The following is a 17,321-nucleotide window of genomic DNA, read 5'->3' as shown; positions in this document are numbered from 1 at the left end:
AACCTCCTTGTACTTCCTCCACGCGTCATTGAGGTCCACTTTCTTTTCTTGATTGTTGTCTATCGTAGTTTGTCTCGTTCCACAGCTTTGCTGTTGCGTCTGCCAACTTCCTCAATTTCCTCTGTTTACCCACTAGGGAAGAGCCTCACAACTGCGGTTTTGACGCTTCCGGAATTGCGGGAGTAATCTGGCTCCTCATCTTTAGTTCGCCAAAGGAAGCGCCATAAAAGGAAATCGTTTTCATGTTAAAACCTTAACCCCGCCAAGGGAGGTTTGTCTTATTACTTATCAAGGACATTCCAACCACTGGTTTAGTTGCATCTTTATCGTATGTTAGCAGTAACATATTTCTTCGTGAGATTAGACAAAATCAAAGTAAAGTTTAAACATTTTAAGCAATAATACTCTATGGGAAGACATGGAAAAGAGGATTAAGGTAATCGTGGCCAAGCTTGGACTGGATGGACATGATAGGGGAGCAAAGGTAATTGCAAGGGCGCTAAAAGACGCAGGAATGGAAGTAGTTTACACGGGTCTTAGACAAACGCCAGAGCAGATAGTAAAGACGACAGTACAAGAAGACGCGGACGTGATAGGTATTAGTATCCTGAGCGGGGCTCACTTGGAGCTTGTTCCTAGGGTAGTTGAATACATGAAGAAGTACGGCTTAAACGACGTGGGACTAGTAGTGGGAGGAGTTATACCACCACAGGATATAGAGAGGCTAAAGGAGATGGGAGTGGACGAGGTGTTTTTGCCAGGATCCAGCTTAAAGGAAGTCGTCGAAAAAGTAAAGTCGGTTGCCTCCAGAAAGAGAGGTATTAAAGTTGAATCGTGAGCTCCTCAAAAAGGCAATAGAAGGAGACGAGCTCTCCATATCAAGGATCTTGACTAAGATAGAGTATTTTTCAGAGGAGGGAATGGAGTACCTAGAAGAGCTGAGCGCTAGGGCTGGAAGAGCGTACACTATAGGGATCACGGGATCCCCTGGGGCTGGCAAGAGCACTTTAATATCGACTCTGATTGACCACTACACCAAGGAGGGGTTAAAGGTTGGGGTAGTCATGGTAGACCCCTCAAGTCCCTTCTCCAAGGGCTCCTTCATGGGAAACAGAATAAGGATGCAGGACAAGACCATGAACAAAAACGTGTTCATAAGGAGCCTAGCTTCACGGGGGTTCCTAGGTGGAGTCTCGGCGGAGGCAATTATGTTAATAGAGGCTTTGGACGGTCTAGGTTTCGACAGGATAATCCTTGAAACTGTAGGTTCTGGGCAGACTGACACAGACGTTGTTTCGGTAGTTCACTCAATTCTAGTGTTGGCCATACCGGGAAGTGGTGACGAGATCCAAGCCCTTAAGGCGGGGATCATGGAAATAGGTGACTTCTACGTGGTCAACAAAGCCGACAAACCAGAGGCCGAGGCACTCTACGACTCCATTAAGTTCGCCATAGAGAGCGGTGAGACGTTCTGGAGAGATGGATGGAAGCCACAAGTGGTTAAGGTGAGCGCGCTTAAGGGAATGGGAATAGAGGAACTGACTAAACGGCTTAGGGAACACGAGGAGTTCGTCAAAAGCAGAGGCCTCTTCGAAAAGAGGGTAATCGAAAGGAGGCACAAGCTAATTGAGCTTTACTTAAGGAGGAAGTTAGAGGCCGTCCTAGAGGAGACACTCAAGGAAAACAGGACCGTGCTCTCGGAGTACGAAAGTAAGGGGATAAATTTGAATAAGGCTATTAGAGAAGTATACGAGAGGTTTAAACAGAGGATTTAGCTACTTACCCAACAGTCCTTTCCTTTTCATTTCCCTTACAACCAACTCCCCTATCCTAGATAGGCCGTAGTACTTGTGGTGCGTCCTTGTCTCCTTCTTTGGTTTAGACTTTCTGTCCCCGAACTTTATTATCTTGGCTTTGGCCTCCTCTATGAGCCCTATTCTTTCGAGCTCCTCTAGTTTGGGCATTATTTCCTCAAGAGTCTTATGCGTTAACTTAGCGTAGGTTAACGCATGATCAGCGTTAAGCTCGTCTGCTAGCTTAAGTATATTTTTAGCTAGGTCGTCTCCCCTCACCAGGTCTATGTATCCGTTTATCAGTTCCTTCTCGTCTAGGTTTCTGAGTAGATGGTCCCCTTCTCTTGTCAGCTTGTAGTATGTATGATGCTTATGGACTTCCGAGCTCAACTTGAACTTGGCCTCAGTGTTCTTTAAGGTAGCTCCATGAACCCTTTCTATGAGGCCCAACTTCTCCAGCCTATCAAGGATCTCCACGACCTGGTCTATGGGTATCTTAGTGTTGAGCATTATCGACTTTCCGTAGTCCACGTTGGCCTTCTTCAGATGCCTCAGTACCTCTAAGTACCTCTTGTCCTTGAGCACTTCTAGGAGTTTAGATTTGAGTTCCTCTTCCATCATAAGCCCTTCAGAAATTCCTTAATTTTTTCGTTAAACCCTTTCGGGTCATCAAGGTAGCAAGCATGTTGACTACCAACGATCTCTAGGCGAGCTGTCTTAACGTGTCCCAGAATGGCCTCGTAGTTTCTCTTGGGCGATACTGTGTCGTTTTTACCCCATATTAAGAGCACGGGCAATCCGTCTAAGTTTGAGAGATTACTTTCGTAATTTGTGACTCCTACCGCTCCAACTAGTATTAGACCTCCTACCTTTTCCCGGTTATCTACGGCGTACGCCAGGACAGCCTCACCTCCCATAGAGGCCCCTAAAAGTATTGGCCTCTCGAGCCCTAACGCCTTCACGAATTCCCCTATGAACTCGCTAAGGTTACTAAAGTTCCCTCTTTCCGACCTACCAAACCCTGGAAAGTCGACAGAGATCGCCCTAAAGCCAACTTCGGCTATTGCGGATACGGTCCCGGTCTCTTCCCACGTCCTGGCATTGAACCTGGCCCCGTGGTGTAAGATAACGGGCCTGCCTTTTCCCCTCTCTATATAATGTATCTTAGCACCCCCTACTTCCACGTAGTTCTCGAGAAGTTCCATAAGGAAATGTATATTTTAGCAGTTAAAAAGTTTCTGAATATGATTGCAAATATATAATTTTTTAAAAAATAAAGGTAATTTAAAGCTTAAATTATATAAAAATTTTCGAAACAAAGTTTTTTAAATATGTCCGCAGAATTATTTATGATCAGACATGACCAAGGTGTTAGTTTTAGGAGCTAGATTTGGAGGTCTAACTACCGCATACACATTAAAGAGGTTAATAGGAAGCACAGCTGAGATTAAAGTGATAAACCAGAGCAGGTTCTCGTACTTCAGGCCAGCACTTCCCCACGTTGCAATAGGAGTTAGAGACGTGGAGGAACTCAAAATAGACCTTGCCCAAGCTCTGCCGGAGAAAGGCATAAAGTTCCAGGAGGGTAAAGTGCAGAAGATAGATGCTAGGTCAAGCAAGGTAATATACACCAAGCCCGATGGCTCAACTGAGGAAGAGGACTACGACTACGTGATAGTTGGAATCGGAGCTCACTTGGCTACAGAACTTGTAAAGGGATGGGACCAATACGGCTACAGCGTATGTGAGCCAGAATTTGCCACTAAGCTTAGGGAGAGGCTGAAGGACTTCAAAGGAGGGAACATTACCATCGGCTCGGGTCCCTTCTACCAAGGCCACAACCCGAAGCCCAAGGTCCCCGAGAACTTCGTGCCTAACGCTGACTCAGCATGCGAAGGCCCTGTATTTGAAATGTCCCTAATGCTGCACGGGTACTTCAAGAAGAAGGGGATGTTGGACAAGGTTCACATAACCGTGTACTCGCCAGGCGAGTACTTATCTGACTTATCACCGCAGTCCAGGAAGACTGTAGCTTCTATCTACGGCCAGCTGGGAATAAAGCTGGTTCATAACTTTAGACTTAAGGAAATAAGAGAGCATGAGGTTGTTGACGAAAAGGGGAACAAGCTAGAATCTGACCTTAGCATTCTCCTCCCACCATACACTGGTAACCCTGCCCTAAAGAACTCCACTCCAGACCTAGTAGACGACGGAGGGTTCATCCCAACTGATCTGAACATGGTCTCATTAAAGTACGACAACGTATACGCAGTTGGCGACTCAAACGCAATTACCGTACCAAAACTAGGCTATCTCGCAGTGATGACGGGTAGAATAGCAGCACAGCACTTGGCAAACAGGCTGGGCATACAGACAAAGGTGGACAGCTATTATCCAACTATTGTATGCGTAGCCGATAACCCACTGGAGGGCTACGCGGTAAACGTTAAGGACGACACTTGGTACGGCGGAAACGTGTCCGTGGCGGAGCCTGCTGCTGTGAACCACTTGAAGAAAGAGCTATTCACCAAGTACTTCATGTGGACAAAGGGAGACATGGCCCTAGAGAAGTTCCTGGCCAGCTGGTGATTAGTACGGCGTCGGAAGTGGAAGTTAGTTTTTTGGATAACCTCCTAACTGGAGACAAAATCCTCACTGTAAACCACCTTATGAATCTTTTAGAGAAATTAGACAAGCTAGGCCTCATAGACGTAGTAAGCGGAATCCTTGACGACGAGGAGTACCTAGGAAAAATAATGGGAGCTATAGTTAACGACAGGACTATTGCTCTGGCGAGTAATTGGAACAATTTAGTCGAATTACTGGACATGCTCTCTAACGAGACTACCAAGGAGAACATGCAGTTCGCAATGAACATGATATCCCAGTTGAGAAAGTCGGGCATAGTTGACCCACTGCTTGGCTTACTAAACGACGAAGAGTACATGAGCAAAATAATGGGAGCTATAGTTAACGACAAAGTCCTTAGCTTGCTAGGAAGATGGAATAGCCTTGTAGAGCTATTAGACGTAGTAACCAACGACGACAATTTAGCGTCGATCAAGAAAGTCCTAGGCCTCCTAAGTGACCTGCAAAGGTCTGGAATCCTTGACCCAATTGCCGGGATTCTAAAGGACGAAGAGACCATCGGTAAGGTAGTCTCGGGACTAGTTAACGACTTCACCTTAAACTTGTTAAACAACTGGGATCAGATAATGAAAGACCTAAGTAAGCTGAACTTAGAGAACTTTAAGTACTACACAGTGTTAGTAAACGAGATAGGCGATGCGATTAAGACAGAGTCGGTAAAGCCTCTAGGTCTTATGGGATTGTTGTCCGCATTGAGGGACCCTGATGTACAAAAAGGAGTAGGACTAGTCATATCAATTCTCAAGCATATAGGTAGGAACTACAATAGCATGTGAAACCTTTTTACCCTTACCTCTAACTTTGAATTAACTCATATTAGTTTGTTCTAATCTTTTTCCGAGGGAAGTCTACTCCTTTTAAGAAAGTTTCATATATCTTCTACTAATTATTATAGACGGGTAATCATGGAAACTAAGATTAAAGTTCTCAAGGGCACCACAACTGTTGGCGTAGTGGCAAGGGACTCGGTAGTCCTAGCAGCTGACAGGAGGGCAAGCGCGGGTTTCTTTGTTGCAAACAAGATGGTAAGGAAAATACTTTACGTTACAGACAAAATAGGGGTCACTACAGCTGGGAGTGTTGCAGACCTTCAATTTATCTACAATATATTAAAGAACTTGTACCACTACAACTACGTTGCTGGGAATAGACCTACTACGGTAAAAGCGCTAGCAACTTATTTGGCTAACCTTCTTTCCCAGAACAAGTATTTTCCTTACGTTGTCCAGATCCTTTTAGGCGGTTTTGACAACGCGCCCCGGCTGTTTAACCTAGACTATTTCGGCGACATGACGGAGGAGAAGTACGTAGCTACTGGATCAGGATCTCCAGTAGCAATGGGCGTCTTAGAAGACGGGTATAGCGAAAACATAAGCGGTGACGAGGCTATGGATCTGGCAGCCAGAGCAGTTCTAGCCGCGATTAAAAGAGACTCATATACCGGAACCGGGGTCATAGTCACCAAGATAGACACTACAGGACATGTAGAGAAAGAAGTTTACCCAAATAAGAAGATTTAAGGTCGTTTTTATTATATTCCTACATGGAAGTAAAGTCGGTTTTCAAGAACGGAGAGCCTATCCCCACAAAGTACACGTGCGATGGCGAGAACGTTTCACCTCCTCTCCAATGGGACAAAGTGGAGAATGCCAAGACTTACGCTGTTATTGTAGAGGATCCTGATGCCCCTGGAGGAACTTTCTATCACTGGGTTATTTATAACTTGAAGGTAAATTCCCTGCCAGATGGGGTTAAGAGAAGGTCCGAGCTCGGAATTCAAGGTCTAAATGACTTCGGAGAAGTGGGGTATGGAGGGCCTTGTCCCCCGAGAACCCATGGGCCCCACAGATACTACTTTAACGTCTATGCGTTGGACATAGAACTTCCCGCAAAGCGCGACGTGACTGCCGAGAAGTTGAAGGAGATGATGAACGGCCACGTCATAGATAGGGGCTCAATAATGGGAACTTACAAGAGGAAGTGAGGAAGTATCACTTTTTATTTTTAGTCTATCATTATTTTAGTATGGTAGAAGCTAGCGAGGAGGTTTTGTGGGCTGAGAAATACAGACCTAGGACACTTGACGACATAGTTAACCAGACTGATATAGTGAATAGGTTGAAGAAATTCGTCCAAGAGAAGAACATGCCTCACCTTCTCTTCGCAGGGCCTCCAGGTACTGGAAAGACCACTGCGGCCTTAGCTTTAGTGCACGACCTCTACGGTGAGAACTACGAGCAGTTCTTTCTTGAACTGAACGCCAGTGATGAAAGGGGTATAGACGTGATCAGAAACAAGGTAAAGGAGTTCGCCAGAACAATGATACCTTCTAACGTCCCATTCAAGGTAATTCTACTGGACGAGGCGGACAACATGACGGCAGATGCTCAACAAGCGCTCAGGAGAACTATGGAGCTATACACAGAGACCACTAGATTCATTCTAGCATGCAACTACTTGAGCAAGATAATTGACCCAATACAGTCGAGGACAGCCCTATTTAGGTTCTACCCCCTGAAGAAGGAGGACGTAGTTGTGAGACTGGAATACATAGCTAAGAACGAGAAAGTGTCCTACGACCCAAAGGCCCTTGAGACGATCTACGAAATCACAATGGGGGACATGAGGAAGTCCATCAATATACTCCAAGCAGCGTCGTCGTACGGTAAGGTCACAGTTGAGTCGGTGTACAAAGTATTGGGGTTCGCCCAGCCTAAGGAAGTAAGGGACATGTTAAACCTCGCACTTAAGGGAAAGTTCTTAGACGCTAGGGAAAAGCTGAGGTCTCTCATTGTGACCTATGGTCTCTCCGGGGAGGACATAGTCAAGCAAGTTCACAGGGAGCTTACCTCCAACGAGATCCCGATCCCAGAGGAACTCAGGGTACTTCTGATGGACTACGTAGGCGAAGTCGAGTTTAGAATTATTGAAGGCGCAGACGACGAAATACAACTATCCAGCCTACTTGCGAAAATAGCGATTTACGGCAACAAGTACCTAGGTAATAGCAATGAGTAGGGTTCCTTGGACAATAAAGTACAGACCTAAAAGTTTGAACGAAATCGAGAACCAGGATGACGTAAAGGAGCAAGTAAAACAGTGGATGGACTCGTGGCTAAAGGGAAAACCTGAGGCAAAGGCAATATTACTTTACGGCCCTCCAGGCTCAGGCAAGACGACGCTTGCACTAACCTTGGCACGCGATTACAAAATGGAACTCCTTGAGATGAACGCCAGTGACAGCAGAAACTTAACTGCAATAAAGAACATCGCTGAAAGGGCAGCTACTAGTGGTTCCTTGTTCGGAACTAGGGGAAAGATCATATTCTTGGACGAGGTTGATGGAATTAACACAAAGGAGGACACGGGAGCCATACCTACTATCCTTGAGCTAATACAGAAGACAAAGTACCCCGTGATAATGGCCGCTAACGACCCTTGGAATCCCTCGCTAAGAGAACTGAGGAACTCTGCCAAGATGATAGAAGTGAAGAAACTTGGAAAGTACGCCTTAAAGAGGATACTAACTAAAATATGTCAAAACGAAAAAATAGAGTGCGAAGATGAAGCGCTTAGCTCAATCATAGACCTAAGTGATGGGGACGCTAGATACGCAATAAATATCCTTCAATCGGTAGCGGAAGGATACAAAAAGGTAACGAAAAAACTAGTAGAGGAAATATCCAAAAGGAAGGAAAGCGAGCTTGACCCCTTCGAGACACTGAGGAGCGTCTTCTGGGCCAAGTACGCTTGGCAGGCAAAGAACGCCGTGACTAGTTCACAAGTCGATTACGACCTACTCATTAAGTGGTTCTCGGAAAACATACCCCTCCAGTACAGCAACATGGAGGACGTATGGAGGGCATATGACGCACTCTCTAGGGCTTCGATCTTCTTAACTAGGGCAAAGCTCTCCGACTGGGGGCTATTAAGCTACGTATTTGACCTCATGGGCCCCGGTGTGGCGCTGGCGGAAAAGGGGAAGGGGAAGCCAGGGTGGAAAGCCAGATGGGTAAAATATCAGTTCCCTCAAACAATACAACTTCTCTCCAAAACGAAAGAAACAAGGGAAATAATGAACTCAATTCTGGAAAAAATCGGAAAAAGGATGCATTCATCAACGCAGAAGATACTCAATGACGTATATCCCTTCTTTACGCAATACTACGACGAGAAAATGGGAGAAAAACTCGACCTCTCACCTCGAGAGAGGGACTACGTCATAAACTTGAGAGGAAGAAGAGAAGAAACCGGAGATCAACCAGAAGAGAAGCGCACAAAGAGATCCTATAAGAGGTACACTAGAAGGACTTAACCTTGCTCACTATCTTTATCCCTTCTATAGACGTTGAAGGATATTGCCCGTTTTCGTCCTTTTCGTATTGCTTCGTCATATCCCATACTGTGAGCAAAGCAACTGAGACTGAAGTTAAGGCTTCCATCTCCACGCCTGTCTTATAGTGGGCCCTTATTGTAGATCTGACTTTAACTTTGTCTTCCTCTAGCTCTACCTCAACGTTAACGTACTCTAGGGGGATTGGGTGACACATTGGTAACAATTCAGGAGTCTTCTTTGCAGCCATGATTCCGGCGACCTTTGCTACCGCTATAACATCGCCCTTCTCTATCTCCCCCTTCCTTATCCTCTCAATAGTGTTGGGCTTAAGCTTTATATACCCCTCAGCTACTGCCTCCCTTAAAACTACGTCCTTAGGCGATATGTCAACCATCCTAGCGCTCATATTTCCTCAATTTCTTCAAGAAGGTTTCTAAGAATTATAACTTTATGGTTAGAATAGTTAAGTTTAACGACCTTAACTCTCCCAACTTCCATCACCTCTATGTATTCCTTCCCCTTCAAGTACTCCAGTTCCTCTTTCAATATCGAGAATCGAACTCCAGATAGCTTGGCCAACTTTGAGACGCTCAACTCCCCATACTTCATGAGGGCTAATAGGAGCTTTAGCCTCTGATAGGCCCTAGAGTTAAGCCTATTCTTCTCTTGTATTAATCCTCACCCTAATCTGCTTGTTCACGTAATCCTCGAGGTCTTGCGTGACCGGAAAAGCGAGAGATATCAACGTTGTCCTCCCCCTAAGGCCCCTACCGCTTTGACGCGTACTGAGAACGCCCATTAGCCTCAACCTCCTCACGTATTCATAGACTTGAGTGTGCCTCCTTGGCTTCTCTCCAAGGTCCCTGCACACCTGCTGGTACTCCTCTTCTACCTTTCCCATCGGAAACTCGTCGTCCCTATACTTCTTCGTGAGGTTCATGACAGCCTTTATGAGGAGGAGGTTGTGGAGCTCTAGGTCGCCTATCTCGTCGAGGATAACGCTAGCCTCTTGGTTCAGTTTCGAGTTAGCAAGTTTAGCATGTTCTACCGTGACAACTGGAGACTTCTCCCTATCTGCTATTTCGCCCGCTAGCTCCAAGGTTTCTATGGACAGCCTTGCGTTCCCACTACCTCCTTTGTCGAAACCGTTCACGTCAGCTATATACCTAATGGTCTCGGCCATTACAGCATTCTCCTGAAAAGCCTCTGTCACCCTATCGCGCATTATGTCGTAAAGCTCCGAAGAGCTATAGGGCTTGAACTCTATTATGTTTCTAAGTATGTGATCCTTCACGCTCTTATCTAAGGAGTTTATGTACGACAAGTCCCTTACTATGAAGATGTAACTGATCCTCTTCACTGCAGTAGACAGCTCGTCATAAAGCCTTACCAAGAAGTATACGTCCTCTTGAGAGGAGGTGTTGACGAAATAGTCAAACTCGTCTAGGGCCACAATCACGTACATGTTCCTTCTGTCCAAGTAGTCGTGGATGACCTTAAAGACCTCCTGGGAGGACAGCCCCCTAACGGGTATGGGGAGCTTTAGCGTGTTGGCGACTTCGAGGGTAAGGAGGTAAAGGGTCCTCTGCCTGTGACAGTTGATATGAACGTATTCTACCTTAATTCCCTTCTTATTGACGACTTCCTTAAAGCTCTTCCCAAATGACTTTGCGGTGGCTGTCTTTCCAGTCCCCGTCCTCCCCCAGATGACTGCCCTAACTGAAGTGTTCCCTGGGTCACTTATCACTTCCTTAAAAGCTATTGTGAGCTCCCTTATCTTGTCCTCCCTATGTAGAAGCCTCTTAGGTAGGTAGTCTGGGGAGAGCACAGCCTTTTCTCTAAACACAGAAGGAGCGTTAAGTTCTGAGCTTATAATATCCATAGGGTCAGACATAACTTTCGCCTATACGTAATTGTTCGTGGTATTACTATTTATTTTAACTCAGACTCTTAACCGAAACTTTTTCCTGATCCTTTCCCATGAGGGAGACGTACGCCGTGCCGTTAATTACGTTCACGTGAACGACCTTCTCTGGGTTCTTGTAATCTACCTCGGCGATTCCCTTAAGTCTTAAGCCTATCCCTATCTCTAGGACTTTACAGTCGAAATCGCTTGTCCTTACGTAGCAGTTCACAAAGAACTTAGTAACCTTTGACTTAAGCAAGAGCTCAGATATCTCGTCAATTATTGCCCTGACATCGCTAGAAGGAAAGGATCTGAGCACAGGAAAGATCTTCCTTGCGCACGAGGGAGGGGCGGATATGACGAGACCGTAGGCCTCAAAAGAAGGCAAGGAGGTCTTAACCAGTACTACGTTTTGAACGACCTCTTCAGCTTTGGCTGTTTCATCTTTCAATATAATCCTGTTTAAGACCTCCGAGACGCACTTTTTTCCCTTACTTGGAGCAGTAGTAATCACAAGCTTAACTTCCTTTGAAGTCATTAGCAAAATAACTCTAAAGCCATGCCATATAATTAATTTTCTGTGTTCAAAACTAAGTTAAGGGCTTTGAAAAGACTTTCGCTTACTCAGAAACAGAAAGTAATAGTTCTAGACGACAGTGGACAAATGGATCTGGGATTTTACCAGATCTCCTTGTACAAGGGGAGCGAGAACGAGATACCCCTTTGGCTGGCCAGAGAGCTCGAGAGGTTAGGTAAGGCAAAAGTGAATAGGCCAGGCCTAGAGGACTTGGGCAGGTTACTTTTCCAGGAGAAGCAAAACGTCAACGTCCCCGCGTCCATCCTCAAGCTGGACAAGGACTTCTATCTCCTTAGCAAATTCCTAGAGAGAGAATTAAAGAGCTCAAATAGCCTAGAGGACCTCGAAAAGCTAAAGAGGTACTATTCGGTCATGAAGGAGCTATCGACCATTAGGCTCAGGAAGATTATACAGCTAGCCCTCCTGAATATAAATGAACAAAACCTTATAAGTAGAATGAGCAGAGAAGAATATTTGGTATATCAGACTGTGAGCGAGATTATAAAGAATTACTACGGTGAGATAGTTGGAAACTCAAGTTGACGTAGGAAGCTTGTTTGAAGACTTCTTAAAGAACTTCCAGAACCCACCAGGGAAGTTCAAATACGCTGAACAGCTAAACGAGATGGTTGCCTTCAGAAGGAGGAGCTTAACCGTAGACTTTAACGACTTGTTCTCGTTTAACGAGAGTCTGGCCAACGCGTTAATAAGTAATCCATTACAGACCCTCTCCGCCTTTGAGGACAGGCTATTCAAAATTCTCGAGGAAATAGATAACACCTATCCACTAGAAGTGGAGAGAGTACACGTAAGGGTAATAAACGTACCTAGGGTCGTGGAGCTCAGGAAGATTAGAAGCACTGAAATAAACAAGATAATTGTAGTTGAGGGCATACTGACAAAGCAGACTCCTATCAAGGAAAGGATATATAAGGCCACGTTTAAACACGTCCATCCCGAGTGTAACCAGGAGTTCGAGTGGCCAGAGGAAGGAGAGATGGGAGAAGTCATTAACATGCCCACAGTTTGTCCTAGGTGTGGTAAGGTAGGACAGTTTGAAATAATTCCCGAGAAGACCAGGCTAATAGACTGGCAAAAGGCTATCGTTCAAGAGAGGCCAGAGGAAGTACCTCCAGGACAGTTACCTAGACAACTGGAGGCAATACTTGAGGACGACCTAGTTGACTCAGCTAGGCCGGGCGATAGAGTAAGGCTCACCGGAATACTCGTGCTAAAACAGGACACCTTGGTCAAGAGAGGAAGTAGGACTGTATTTGACGTATACTTGAAGGTAATAAGCGTAGAGGTGTCTCAGAAAGTCCTAGACGAGGTTGAAATAACAGAGGAGGACAAGAAAAAGATCCTGGAGATAGCCAGGGATCCTTGGATAAAGGAAAGGGTGATAGCATCAATAGCCCCTTCAATTTACGATCACTGGGAGATAAAGGAAGCAATAGCGCTAGCGCTCTTCGGCGGAGTACCTAAGTTGATGCCGGACGGGACTAGGATAAGGGGGGACATACACGTGCTCATCATAGGCGATCCCGGTACTGCGAAATCTCAGCTACTACAGTTTGCCTCTAGGGTCGCACCTAGATCTGTCTACACCACAGGAAAGGGGGCCACGGCGGCCGGTCTTACAGCAGCTGTGGTAAGGGAGAAGAACACGGGGGACTACTACTTAGAGGCAGGAGCGTTAGTACTGGCTGACGGAGGTATAGCAGTTATTGACGAAATAGACAAGATGAGAGAGGAGGACAGGGTCGCAATACACGAGGCCATGGAACAGCAGACTGTATCAATAGCGAAGGCCGGAATAGTCGCTAAGCTAAACGCAAGGGCCACGATTATCGCAGCAGGCAATCCAAAGTTTGGAAGGTACATTCAGGAGAGGGGCGTATCGGAAAACATCGACCTCCCACCCACCATACTTTCCAGGTTTGACCTAATCTTCATATTAATAGATAAACCGGGATCAGAAGACCAGCTGTTGGCCAACCACATATTGAACATGCACTCGACTAGGTCTGTGAAGAGCTCTCTCCTAGACATAGACTTCCTCAAAAAGTACATAGCCTTTGCCAGGAAGTACGTAAACCCACAACTGGACGACGAGGCGAAGAAGCTGTTGGCGGACTTCTACGTAGAAATGAGGAAAAAGAGCGCAGATACCCCCGATTCGCCTATCCTCATAACGCCAAGACAGCTAGAGGCGCTCATTAGGCTGACCGAGGCTTACGCCAGGATGGGGCTAAAGCAGTTGGCCACAAAGGAGGACGCTGAGAGGGCAATAAACATTATGAGGATATTCTTGGAGAAAGTAGGGCTTGACGTTGAGTCAGGCACCATTGACATAGATACCATAATGATAGGCAAACCCAAGAGCACCAGGGAAAAGATGGTAAAGATCTTGGAAATAATTGACACTCTAGCTCAATCTGAGGGTTGTGCGAAGGTGAGAGAGGTGATAAAGGAGGCGGAAAGGGAAGGAATAGAGAAACAGAACGTCGATAAAATTATCGCAGACATGAGGAAAAGCGGGCTTATTTACGAAGTTAAACCGGAGTGCTACAAGAAGGTCTAATCAGCTCAACCTTTTGTACATCGGCAAAGGAGTCCACATTACCCAAGAAGGTACTTCCTTTATCAGCTCGTAAGCCTCTTCCCATCCGGAAAGTCCCAGATCCCTTGCCAACTGCTCAAGGGTTATCTGCGTCCTTACGTACTTATTAAGAACTGCTACCACGTCGTCGTTTATCTCAACTTCTTTTCCAGTTGAAAGCTTGATCTTTAGGTTTTCCATAAACTAAAGATTTACGAGCTGTTTTTAAGTTTTGTCCTCTCATATGTTGTGAACTATATTGTTCGCCGCCGAGTAGCCGTACTGGCTCCACACCAGGATTGTAAGTATAATGACAGCGAACAGAAGAAGGAAGGAACCCATCTCTATTTGCTTCCTCTCTATCAAGTAGATCCCAGACAACAACAGAACTATAAGTATACTACCTAAGACGAGGAGACCCGTGGCTTGAGGGGACCCCCCGTTAGAATAAGTTATAGGTGAAATATAGTAAGGGACTGCCAGAACCCCAGCTATGGCTACCATGATAATTATGATCAGCACGATCAAAACGTAGGTATTGAGAATCTGCGAGTAAGTCCTCTTGGAGTTGGCCATGTTATACATTTACCACGGCACGCTTTTTATTTTTAATCGATAGGCGACGTTGTTCGTGAAGACGTGCATGGCAAAGGCCACTCCGGCGACGAAGAGGAACTGGAAGAGGTTAATGGAGACGTCCAGGAGAAGTAGCCCTATAGTGGCCCCAAACACGAAGTCCAACTGGTCGAGGCCTAGCGCCCTTCCCCCCCTGGGTATGTTTAGTCTCCTCTTTACGAAAGCTCCCGCCATGTCCCCCAGCATCGCGAATAGGGACTCCACCGAGGACACCGGTATCCACTCAACTCCCAAGAACCTCGAAATTACTACGCCAATTGTGGTCCCAAAGGTAACTGCAACAATTAGTCCCTCGAAGGTTTTGCCGTCTCCAAGTATTCTCCTTCCGTCCAAGAAGTTTTTGCCCATATCGATAGGAGTACCCCTCTTGACGAATGGACCGGTCCCGTTGGCCACAAAGGCAGGGACATAGTACAATAGGCCTAAAAGTAGGTTCGCTAGCACTCCAAGCATCCCACTACCCCTTCATCTGTTATCCTAAACTTGCATTTCCTTAAATTTCCTATCACGTAGCTCTTCGTAACCCTCAGAACGTCTCCGGAGAAGTACCTCATTAGCTTCTCGCCACTGACCTTATTATTCATCGAGACCTCCCAAATTAGGAGGACTTTTCCGTACCTGGAGAACCTTTTAAGTAAGATCAACGGGTGTAGAAGGTATTCCGGCCTCCTGCTCATCCTGAAGAACTTGTTAATAGTGTCGACTACTACGACTTTGGGTTCGAGGGAAATGGCCTTGAAAATGGCGTTCAAGAGCTCTAGCTCACTCATAGCGTCAGCGAAGTAAGCGTTCTTAAAGGACCCCCTTACCCTGCCCTTGTATGCAGAGCCCTCCGTGGAGATGAACACAGAGCTTTCGAATTCCTTCAAAACTTGGAGGCCGAGAAGAGTTTTTCCACTACCCGAGGGACCGTAAATTGAGACAAAGCTACTGTTCTTAAATATGAACTCTGTTATTGTACAACGCTTATATTCCACTAACTAAGAAATTCAAATTGTGGGTAATAAAAAACCTCTATTGCGCGTAGAGGACCCCAGACTATTTTCGATAGTGATCAAGGAGATCAGGAAAAAGGAAGAGTTCTTGGGTAAGCTTTCCTGGATAGGCATATCAGAGAGCGAAGGAGATATAACCGTGAACGACGAAGACCACGTTAGATTGGCCATAAACAGGGCTATATGTGAGTCGAAAGGTAAGGAGAAGTTTAACGAGCTACTGATAGGAATAGATACAAACTCGTATAGGCTAACAATTGTGGCCTTAGGAGACGGAGACCTAATAGACGTAAGGCAAACGACCATCGACAACGTGGAGGAAAGCGTAGAAGACATGATTAGATCTGTTCCTCACGACAAGCTTTACATAGGCGTTGGAACGGGAAACAGGCTCGGGGAGCTGGTTTACAAGATGTTGTCAATGAAGTTCGGAGGAGTTAGAAAGGTAAACGAGAACAAGACTAGCTCCAGAAACCCATATGCTAGGATCAAGGACAAGGACGTTAGGGCAGCGTACTTAATAGCGCTAAGGGCAGTCAACGACGGCACGGGCATATCGGCTTAAATGAATTGGACACAAAAGATATTTAGGCGTAATGATACTCATAGCCTTTGAGGGTATAGACGGAGCTGGAAAGACTACCCTTTCGCAGATTCTCTTCTCCTACTTAGCCGGAAGGGGAATTAACGCCTTGCTGACCCAAGAGCCCTTCACTAAGGAAATAACCCAACTAATAGAGAGCCAGGGATGGAAGGACCCCATCACGCTTACACTACTGTTTGCGGCGGACAGATCAATACATCTAGACTGGATAAGGTCGAAGAACGCTGAAGTGGTTATTACGGACAGGTACTTTTATTCTTCCGTAGCCTATCAGTCTGCCATGGGTGCTGAGGAGGAATGGATATTTGAGGTCAACTCGAAGTTTCCAAAGCCCGATATGACCATCCTGATCGACGTGAAAGTGGAAACTGCTATGAAGAGGTTGAGCAAAAAGAAGGACATATTCAACTTCGAGGAGAAGCTTAAGTTGCTAAACAAGGTAAGGGAAAAATACCTAGAACTGGCCAAGAGGGAGGGATTCAAGGTAATTAACGGAGAGAGGGAGCTCGAGGAGGTGTCCAAGGAAGTTATTTACTCTGTTGAGAAGTTCCTAGGATACGCCTAATCCTTTCGATCGCGTCTAGGTACCTTATAACCTGTAATAGTGCCTCAGAGTCCTTTGGATCTTCCTTGAGCTTCTTCAGCATTTGGTTTAGCCCCTCTATTAGCTCGTCCTCTGTGCTAGTCAGGACGAGGTCCTTCTTTACCTTCTTTTCCTCCTCGTCGCTCTTCACAATGTATACCTTGCCGTGTAGCGGACACACGACGTCTCCGTTCTTTAACCTAAATAGAGGTGAGTGACAGATGGGGCAAGATTCGCTCAACATGGTAGCTCCTTGCCTTAATAGCTCGGCCCCCTTCTTTGCAAGATGATCGCTACTCATTTTAGTTCTAAAGTAAACCTAAATCCTAGTAAATTAAAAAAATAACTGGTGATGAAGTTATGGCCACATTGTACGATAACGAGGCAAAGATTAGGCAAGCAATCATACTCCTTCAGAAAATAGTCAACGACACCAGTGTCCCGAGGAACATTAGGAGGGCGGCCACTGACGCCATAAGGAACCTAAAGGACGAAAGCTCAAGCCCCGCCGTGAGAGCCGCTAACGCGATAGGGATCTTAGAGGAGATAAGCCAAGACCCCAACATGCCCACGCATACTAGGATCTCCATCTGGAATGTGGTCTCCGTGTTAGAGACTGTAAAGGACTAAAGTTTTTTCT

General features: G+C 45.9%; 24 protein-coding genes. 13 read left to right on the top strand and 11 right to left on the bottom strand.

Going from position 1 to position 17,321, the window contains the following annotated elements; all coding sequences use genetic code 11:
* Window positions 1–418 precede the first annotated feature (418 nt).
* Both MPF33_07330 and meaB read left to right on the top strand, forming a co-directional pair.
* Window positions 419–838: a cobalamin B12-binding domain-containing protein gene (locus tag MPF33_07330; protein ID MCI2415036.1), complete on the top strand. Its 420-nt coding sequence runs from the start codon at window positions 419–421 to the stop codon at window positions 836–838.
* Window positions 828–1,775: a methylmalonyl Co-A mutase-associated GTPase MeaB gene (meaB, locus tag MPF33_07325; protein ID MCI2415035.1), complete on the top strand. Its 948-nt coding sequence runs from the start codon at window positions 828–830 to the stop codon at window positions 1,773–1,775. Before MPF33_07330 ends, meaB begins: the two co-directional genes overlap by 11 nt.
* Here meaB and MPF33_07320 read toward each other — a convergent pair whose 3' ends face one another.
* Both MPF33_07320 and MPF33_07315 read right to left on the bottom strand, forming a co-directional pair.
* The gene (locus MPF33_07320; protein ID MCI2415034.1) at window positions 1,776–2,411 is read right to left on the bottom strand and encodes a DUF2250 domain-containing protein; all 636 of its coding nucleotides are present in this window, start codon (window positions 2,409–2,411) and stop codon (window positions 1,776–1,778) included.
* The gene (locus tag MPF33_07315; protein MCI2415033.1) at window positions 2,411–2,998 is read right to left on the bottom strand and encodes an alpha/beta hydrolase; all 588 of its coding nucleotides are present in this window, start codon (window positions 2,996–2,998) and stop codon (window positions 2,411–2,413) included. Before MPF33_07315 ends, MPF33_07320 begins: the two co-directional genes overlap by 1 nt.
* 154 nt (window positions 2,999–3,152) lie before the next feature.
* Between MPF33_07315 and MPF33_07310 the strand changes: the two genes are divergently transcribed.
* The 6 genes from MPF33_07310 (at window position 3,153) to MPF33_07285 (ending at window position 8,757) form a co-directional block, all read left to right on the top strand.
* The gene (locus MPF33_07310; protein MCI2415032.1) at window positions 3,153–4,382 is read left to right on the top strand and encodes an NAD(P)/FAD-dependent oxidoreductase; all 1,230 of its coding nucleotides are present in this window, start codon (window positions 3,153–3,155) and stop codon (window positions 4,380–4,382) included.
* A 32-nt stretch (window positions 4,383–4,414) separates the two neighbouring features.
* The gene (locus tag MPF33_07305; GenBank protein ID MCI2415031.1) at window positions 4,415–5,218 is read left to right on the top strand and encodes a DUF1641 domain-containing protein; all 804 of its coding nucleotides are present in this window, start codon (window positions 4,415–4,417) and stop codon (window positions 5,216–5,218) included.
* A gap of 129 nt (window positions 5,219–5,347) precedes the next feature.
* Window positions 5,348–5,962 carry an archaeal proteasome endopeptidase complex subunit beta gene (gene psmB, locus MPF33_07300; GenBank protein ID MCI2415030.1) on the top strand — a complete coding sequence of 205 codons (615 nt, stop codon included), beginning with the start codon at window positions 5,348–5,350 and terminating at the stop codon, window positions 5,960–5,962.
* A gap of 23 nt (window positions 5,963–5,985) precedes the next feature.
* Window positions 5,986–6,426 carry a YbhB/YbcL family Raf kinase inhibitor-like protein gene (locus tag MPF33_07295; GenBank protein MCI2415029.1) on the top strand — a complete coding sequence of 147 codons (441 nt, stop codon included), beginning with the start codon at window positions 5,986–5,988 and terminating at the stop codon, window positions 6,424–6,426.
* A 41-nt stretch (window positions 6,427–6,467) separates the two neighbouring features.
* Window positions 6,468–7,460 (top strand): replication factor C small subunit, encoded by a 993-nt coding sequence (locus MPF33_07290; protein ID MCI2415028.1) that lies wholly within the window; start codon window positions 6,468–6,470, stop codon window positions 7,458–7,460.
* A complete protein-coding gene (locus MPF33_07285; GenBank protein ID MCI2415027.1) occupies window positions 7,453–8,757 on the top strand; it encodes a replication factor C large subunit in 1,305 nt (434 codons plus the stop codon). The genes MPF33_07290 and MPF33_07285 overlap by 8 nt, the downstream gene beginning before the upstream one ends.
* Here the strand turns inward: MPF33_07285 and moaC are convergent.
* The 4 genes from moaC to MPF33_07265 all read right to left on the bottom strand — a co-directional run bounded on the left by moaC (window position 8,744) and on the right by MPF33_07265 (window position 11,222).
* Complete coding sequence (moaC, locus tag MPF33_07280) at window positions 8,744–9,184, bottom strand: cyclic pyranopterin monophosphate synthase MoaC (GenBank protein ID MCI2415026.1); 441 nt, start codon at window positions 9,182–9,184, stop codon at window positions 8,744–8,746. The two genes, MPF33_07285 and moaC, sit on opposite strands and share 14 nt — an antisense overlap.
* Window positions 9,181–9,372: a hypothetical protein gene (locus MPF33_07275; GenBank protein MCI2415025.1), complete on the bottom strand. Its 192-nt coding sequence runs from the start codon at window positions 9,370–9,372 to the stop codon at window positions 9,181–9,183. The genes moaC and MPF33_07275 overlap by 4 nt, the downstream gene beginning before the upstream one ends.
* Window positions 9,373–9,433: 61 nt before the next feature.
* A complete protein-coding gene (locus MPF33_07270; GenBank protein ID MCI2415024.1) occupies window positions 9,434–10,672 on the bottom strand; it encodes an ORC1-type DNA replication protein in 1,239 nt (412 codons plus the stop codon).
* Window positions 10,673–10,715: 43 nt separating this feature from the next.
* A complete protein-coding gene (locus tag MPF33_07265; GenBank protein ID MCI2415023.1) occupies window positions 10,716–11,222 on the bottom strand; it encodes a THUMP domain-containing protein in 507 nt (168 codons plus the stop codon).
* Window positions 11,223–11,264: 42 nt separating this feature from the next.
* Here MPF33_07265 and MPF33_07260 point away from each other — a divergent pair, with 42 nt between their 5' ends.
* Both MPF33_07260 and MPF33_07255 read left to right on the top strand, forming a co-directional pair.
* The gene (locus MPF33_07260; GenBank protein ID MCI2415022.1) at window positions 11,265–11,804 is read left to right on the top strand and encodes a DNA replication complex GINS family protein; all 540 of its coding nucleotides are present in this window, start codon (window positions 11,265–11,267) and stop codon (window positions 11,802–11,804) included.
* Window positions 11,788–13,845: a minichromosome maintenance protein MCM gene (locus MPF33_07255; protein ID MCI2415021.1), complete on the top strand. Its 2,058-nt coding sequence runs from the start codon at window positions 11,788–11,790 to the stop codon at window positions 13,843–13,845. The genes MPF33_07260 and MPF33_07255 overlap by 17 nt, the downstream gene beginning before the upstream one ends.
* On the opposite strand, the gene MPF33_07250 is transcribed toward MPF33_07255, so the two are convergent.
* Genes MPF33_07250 through MPF33_07235 form a run of 4 tightly spaced genes read right to left on the bottom strand, consistent with a single transcriptional unit; the run spans window position 13,846 to window position 15,476 of the window.
* Entirely contained in the window at window positions 13,846–14,064 is a 219-nt protein-coding gene (locus tag MPF33_07250; protein ID MCI2415020.1) for a hypothetical protein, read from the bottom strand. It lies immediately after the preceding gene.
* A gap of 39 nt (window positions 14,065–14,103) precedes the next feature.
* Window positions 14,104–14,439: a hypothetical protein gene (locus MPF33_07245; protein MCI2415019.1), complete on the bottom strand. Its 336-nt coding sequence runs from the start codon at window positions 14,437–14,439 to the stop codon at window positions 14,104–14,106.
* 9 nt (window positions 14,440–14,448) lie between these two features.
* The gene (locus MPF33_07240; GenBank protein ID MCI2415018.1) at window positions 14,449–14,952 is read right to left on the bottom strand and encodes a CDP-2,3-bis-(O-geranylgeranyl)-sn-glycerol synthase; all 504 of its coding nucleotides are present in this window, start codon (window positions 14,950–14,952) and stop codon (window positions 14,449–14,451) included.
* Window positions 14,937–15,476 carry an AAA family ATPase gene (locus MPF33_07235; GenBank protein MCI2415017.1) on the bottom strand — a complete coding sequence of 180 codons (540 nt, stop codon included), beginning with the start codon at window positions 15,474–15,476 and terminating at the stop codon, window positions 14,937–14,939. Before MPF33_07235 ends, MPF33_07240 begins: the two co-directional genes overlap by 16 nt.
* Window positions 15,477–15,495: 19 nt before the next feature.
* Here MPF33_07235 and MPF33_07230 point away from each other — a divergent pair, with 19 nt between their 5' ends.
* Together MPF33_07230 and tmk are read left to right on the top strand one after the other, a co-directional pair.
* Window positions 15,496–16,059: a hypothetical protein gene (locus MPF33_07230; protein MCI2415016.1), complete on the top strand. Its 564-nt coding sequence runs from the start codon at window positions 15,496–15,498 to the stop codon at window positions 16,057–16,059.
* A 31-nt stretch (window positions 16,060–16,090) separates the two neighbouring features.
* Window positions 16,091–16,663: a dTMP kinase gene (gene tmk / locus MPF33_07225; protein MCI2415015.1), complete on the top strand. Its 573-nt coding sequence runs from the start codon at window positions 16,091–16,093 to the stop codon at window positions 16,661–16,663.
* On the opposite strand, the gene MPF33_07220 is transcribed toward tmk, so the two are convergent.
* Complete coding sequence (locus MPF33_07220; GenBank protein MCI2415014.1) at window positions 16,626–16,982, bottom strand: hypothetical protein; 357 nt, start codon at window positions 16,980–16,982, stop codon at window positions 16,626–16,628. The genes tmk and MPF33_07220 overlap by 38 nt on opposite strands.
* A 59-nt stretch (window positions 16,983–17,041) precedes the next feature.
* Between MPF33_07220 and MPF33_07215 the strand changes: the two genes are divergently transcribed.
* Window positions 17,042–17,311, top strand: a complete 270-nt coding sequence (locus MPF33_07215; protein ID MCI2415013.1) for a UPF0147 family protein — start codon at window positions 17,042–17,044, stop codon at window positions 17,309–17,311.
* The last annotated feature ends 10 nt before the right edge of the window (window positions 17,312–17,321 follow it).

Source organism: Candidatus Aramenus sp. CH1 (genome assembly GCA_022678445.1).
Lineage (GTDB): Archaea > Thermoproteota > Thermoprotei_A > Sulfolobales > Sulfolobaceae > Aramenus.
Note: the sequence above shows the minus strand (reverse complement) of the source record. Positions and strands in the feature narration are given on the sequence as shown.

Excerpts from the sequence above, each read along its gene's own strand:
- MPF33_07250 (MCI2415020.1), bottom strand. The coding sequence starts at position 14,064 with ATGGAAAACCTAAAGATCAAGCTTTCAACTGGAAAAGAAGTTGAGATA.
- MPF33_07330 (MCI2415036.1), top strand. The coding sequence starts at position 419 with ATGGAAAAGAGGATTAAGGTAATCGTGGCCAAGCTTGGACTGGATGGA.
- MPF33_07285 (MCI2415027.1), top strand. The coding sequence starts at position 7,453 with ATGAGTAGGGTTCCTTGGACAATAAAGTACAGACCTAAAAGTTTGAAC.
- MPF33_07320 (MCI2415034.1), bottom strand. The coding sequence starts at position 2,411 with ATGGAAGAGGAACTCAAATCTAAACTCCTAGAAGTGCTCAAGGACAAG.
- MPF33_07295 (MCI2415029.1), top strand. The coding sequence starts at position 5,986 with ATGGAAGTAAAGTCGGTTTTCAAGAACGGAGAGCCTATCCCCACAAAG.
- MPF33_07265 (MCI2415023.1), bottom strand. The coding sequence starts at position 11,222 with ATGACTTCAAAGGAAGTTAAGCTTGTGATTACTACTGCTCCAAGTAAG.
- MPF33_07240 (MCI2415018.1), bottom strand. The coding sequence starts at position 14,952 with ATGCTTGGAGTGCTAGCGAACCTACTTTTAGGCCTATTGTACTATGTC.
- psmB (MCI2415030.1), top strand. The coding sequence starts at position 5,348 with ATGGAAACTAAGATTAAAGTTCTCAAGGGCACCACAACTGTTGGCGTA.
- MPF33_07310 (MCI2415032.1), top strand. The coding sequence starts at position 3,153 with ATGACCAAGGTGTTAGTTTTAGGAGCTAGATTTGGAGGTCTAACTACC.
- MPF33_07315 (MCI2415033.1), bottom strand. The coding sequence starts at position 2,998 with ATGGAACTTCTCGAGAACTACGTGGAAGTAGGGGGTGCTAAGATACAT.
- tmk (MCI2415015.1), top strand. The coding sequence starts at position 16,091 with ATGATACTCATAGCCTTTGAGGGTATAGACGGAGCTGGAAAGACTACC.
- MPF33_07220 (MCI2415014.1), bottom strand. The coding sequence starts at position 16,982 with ATGAGTAGCGATCATCTTGCAAAGAAGGGGGCCGAGCTATTAAGGCAA.
- MPF33_07215 (MCI2415013.1), top strand. The coding sequence starts at position 17,042 with ATGGCCACATTGTACGATAACGAGGCAAAGATTAGGCAAGCAATCATA.
- moaC (MCI2415026.1), bottom strand. The coding sequence starts at position 9,184 with ATGAGCGCTAGGATGGTTGACATATCGCCTAAGGACGTAGTTTTAAGG.
- MPF33_07245 (MCI2415019.1), bottom strand. The coding sequence starts at position 14,439 with ATGGCCAACTCCAAGAGGACTTACTCGCAGATTCTCAATACCTACGTT.
- MPF33_07290 (MCI2415028.1), top strand. The coding sequence starts at position 6,468 with ATGGTAGAAGCTAGCGAGGAGGTTTTGTGGGCTGAGAAATACAGACCT.
- MPF33_07270 (MCI2415024.1), bottom strand. The coding sequence starts at position 10,672 with ATGTCTGACCCTATGGATATTATAAGCTCAGAACTTAACGCTCCTTCT.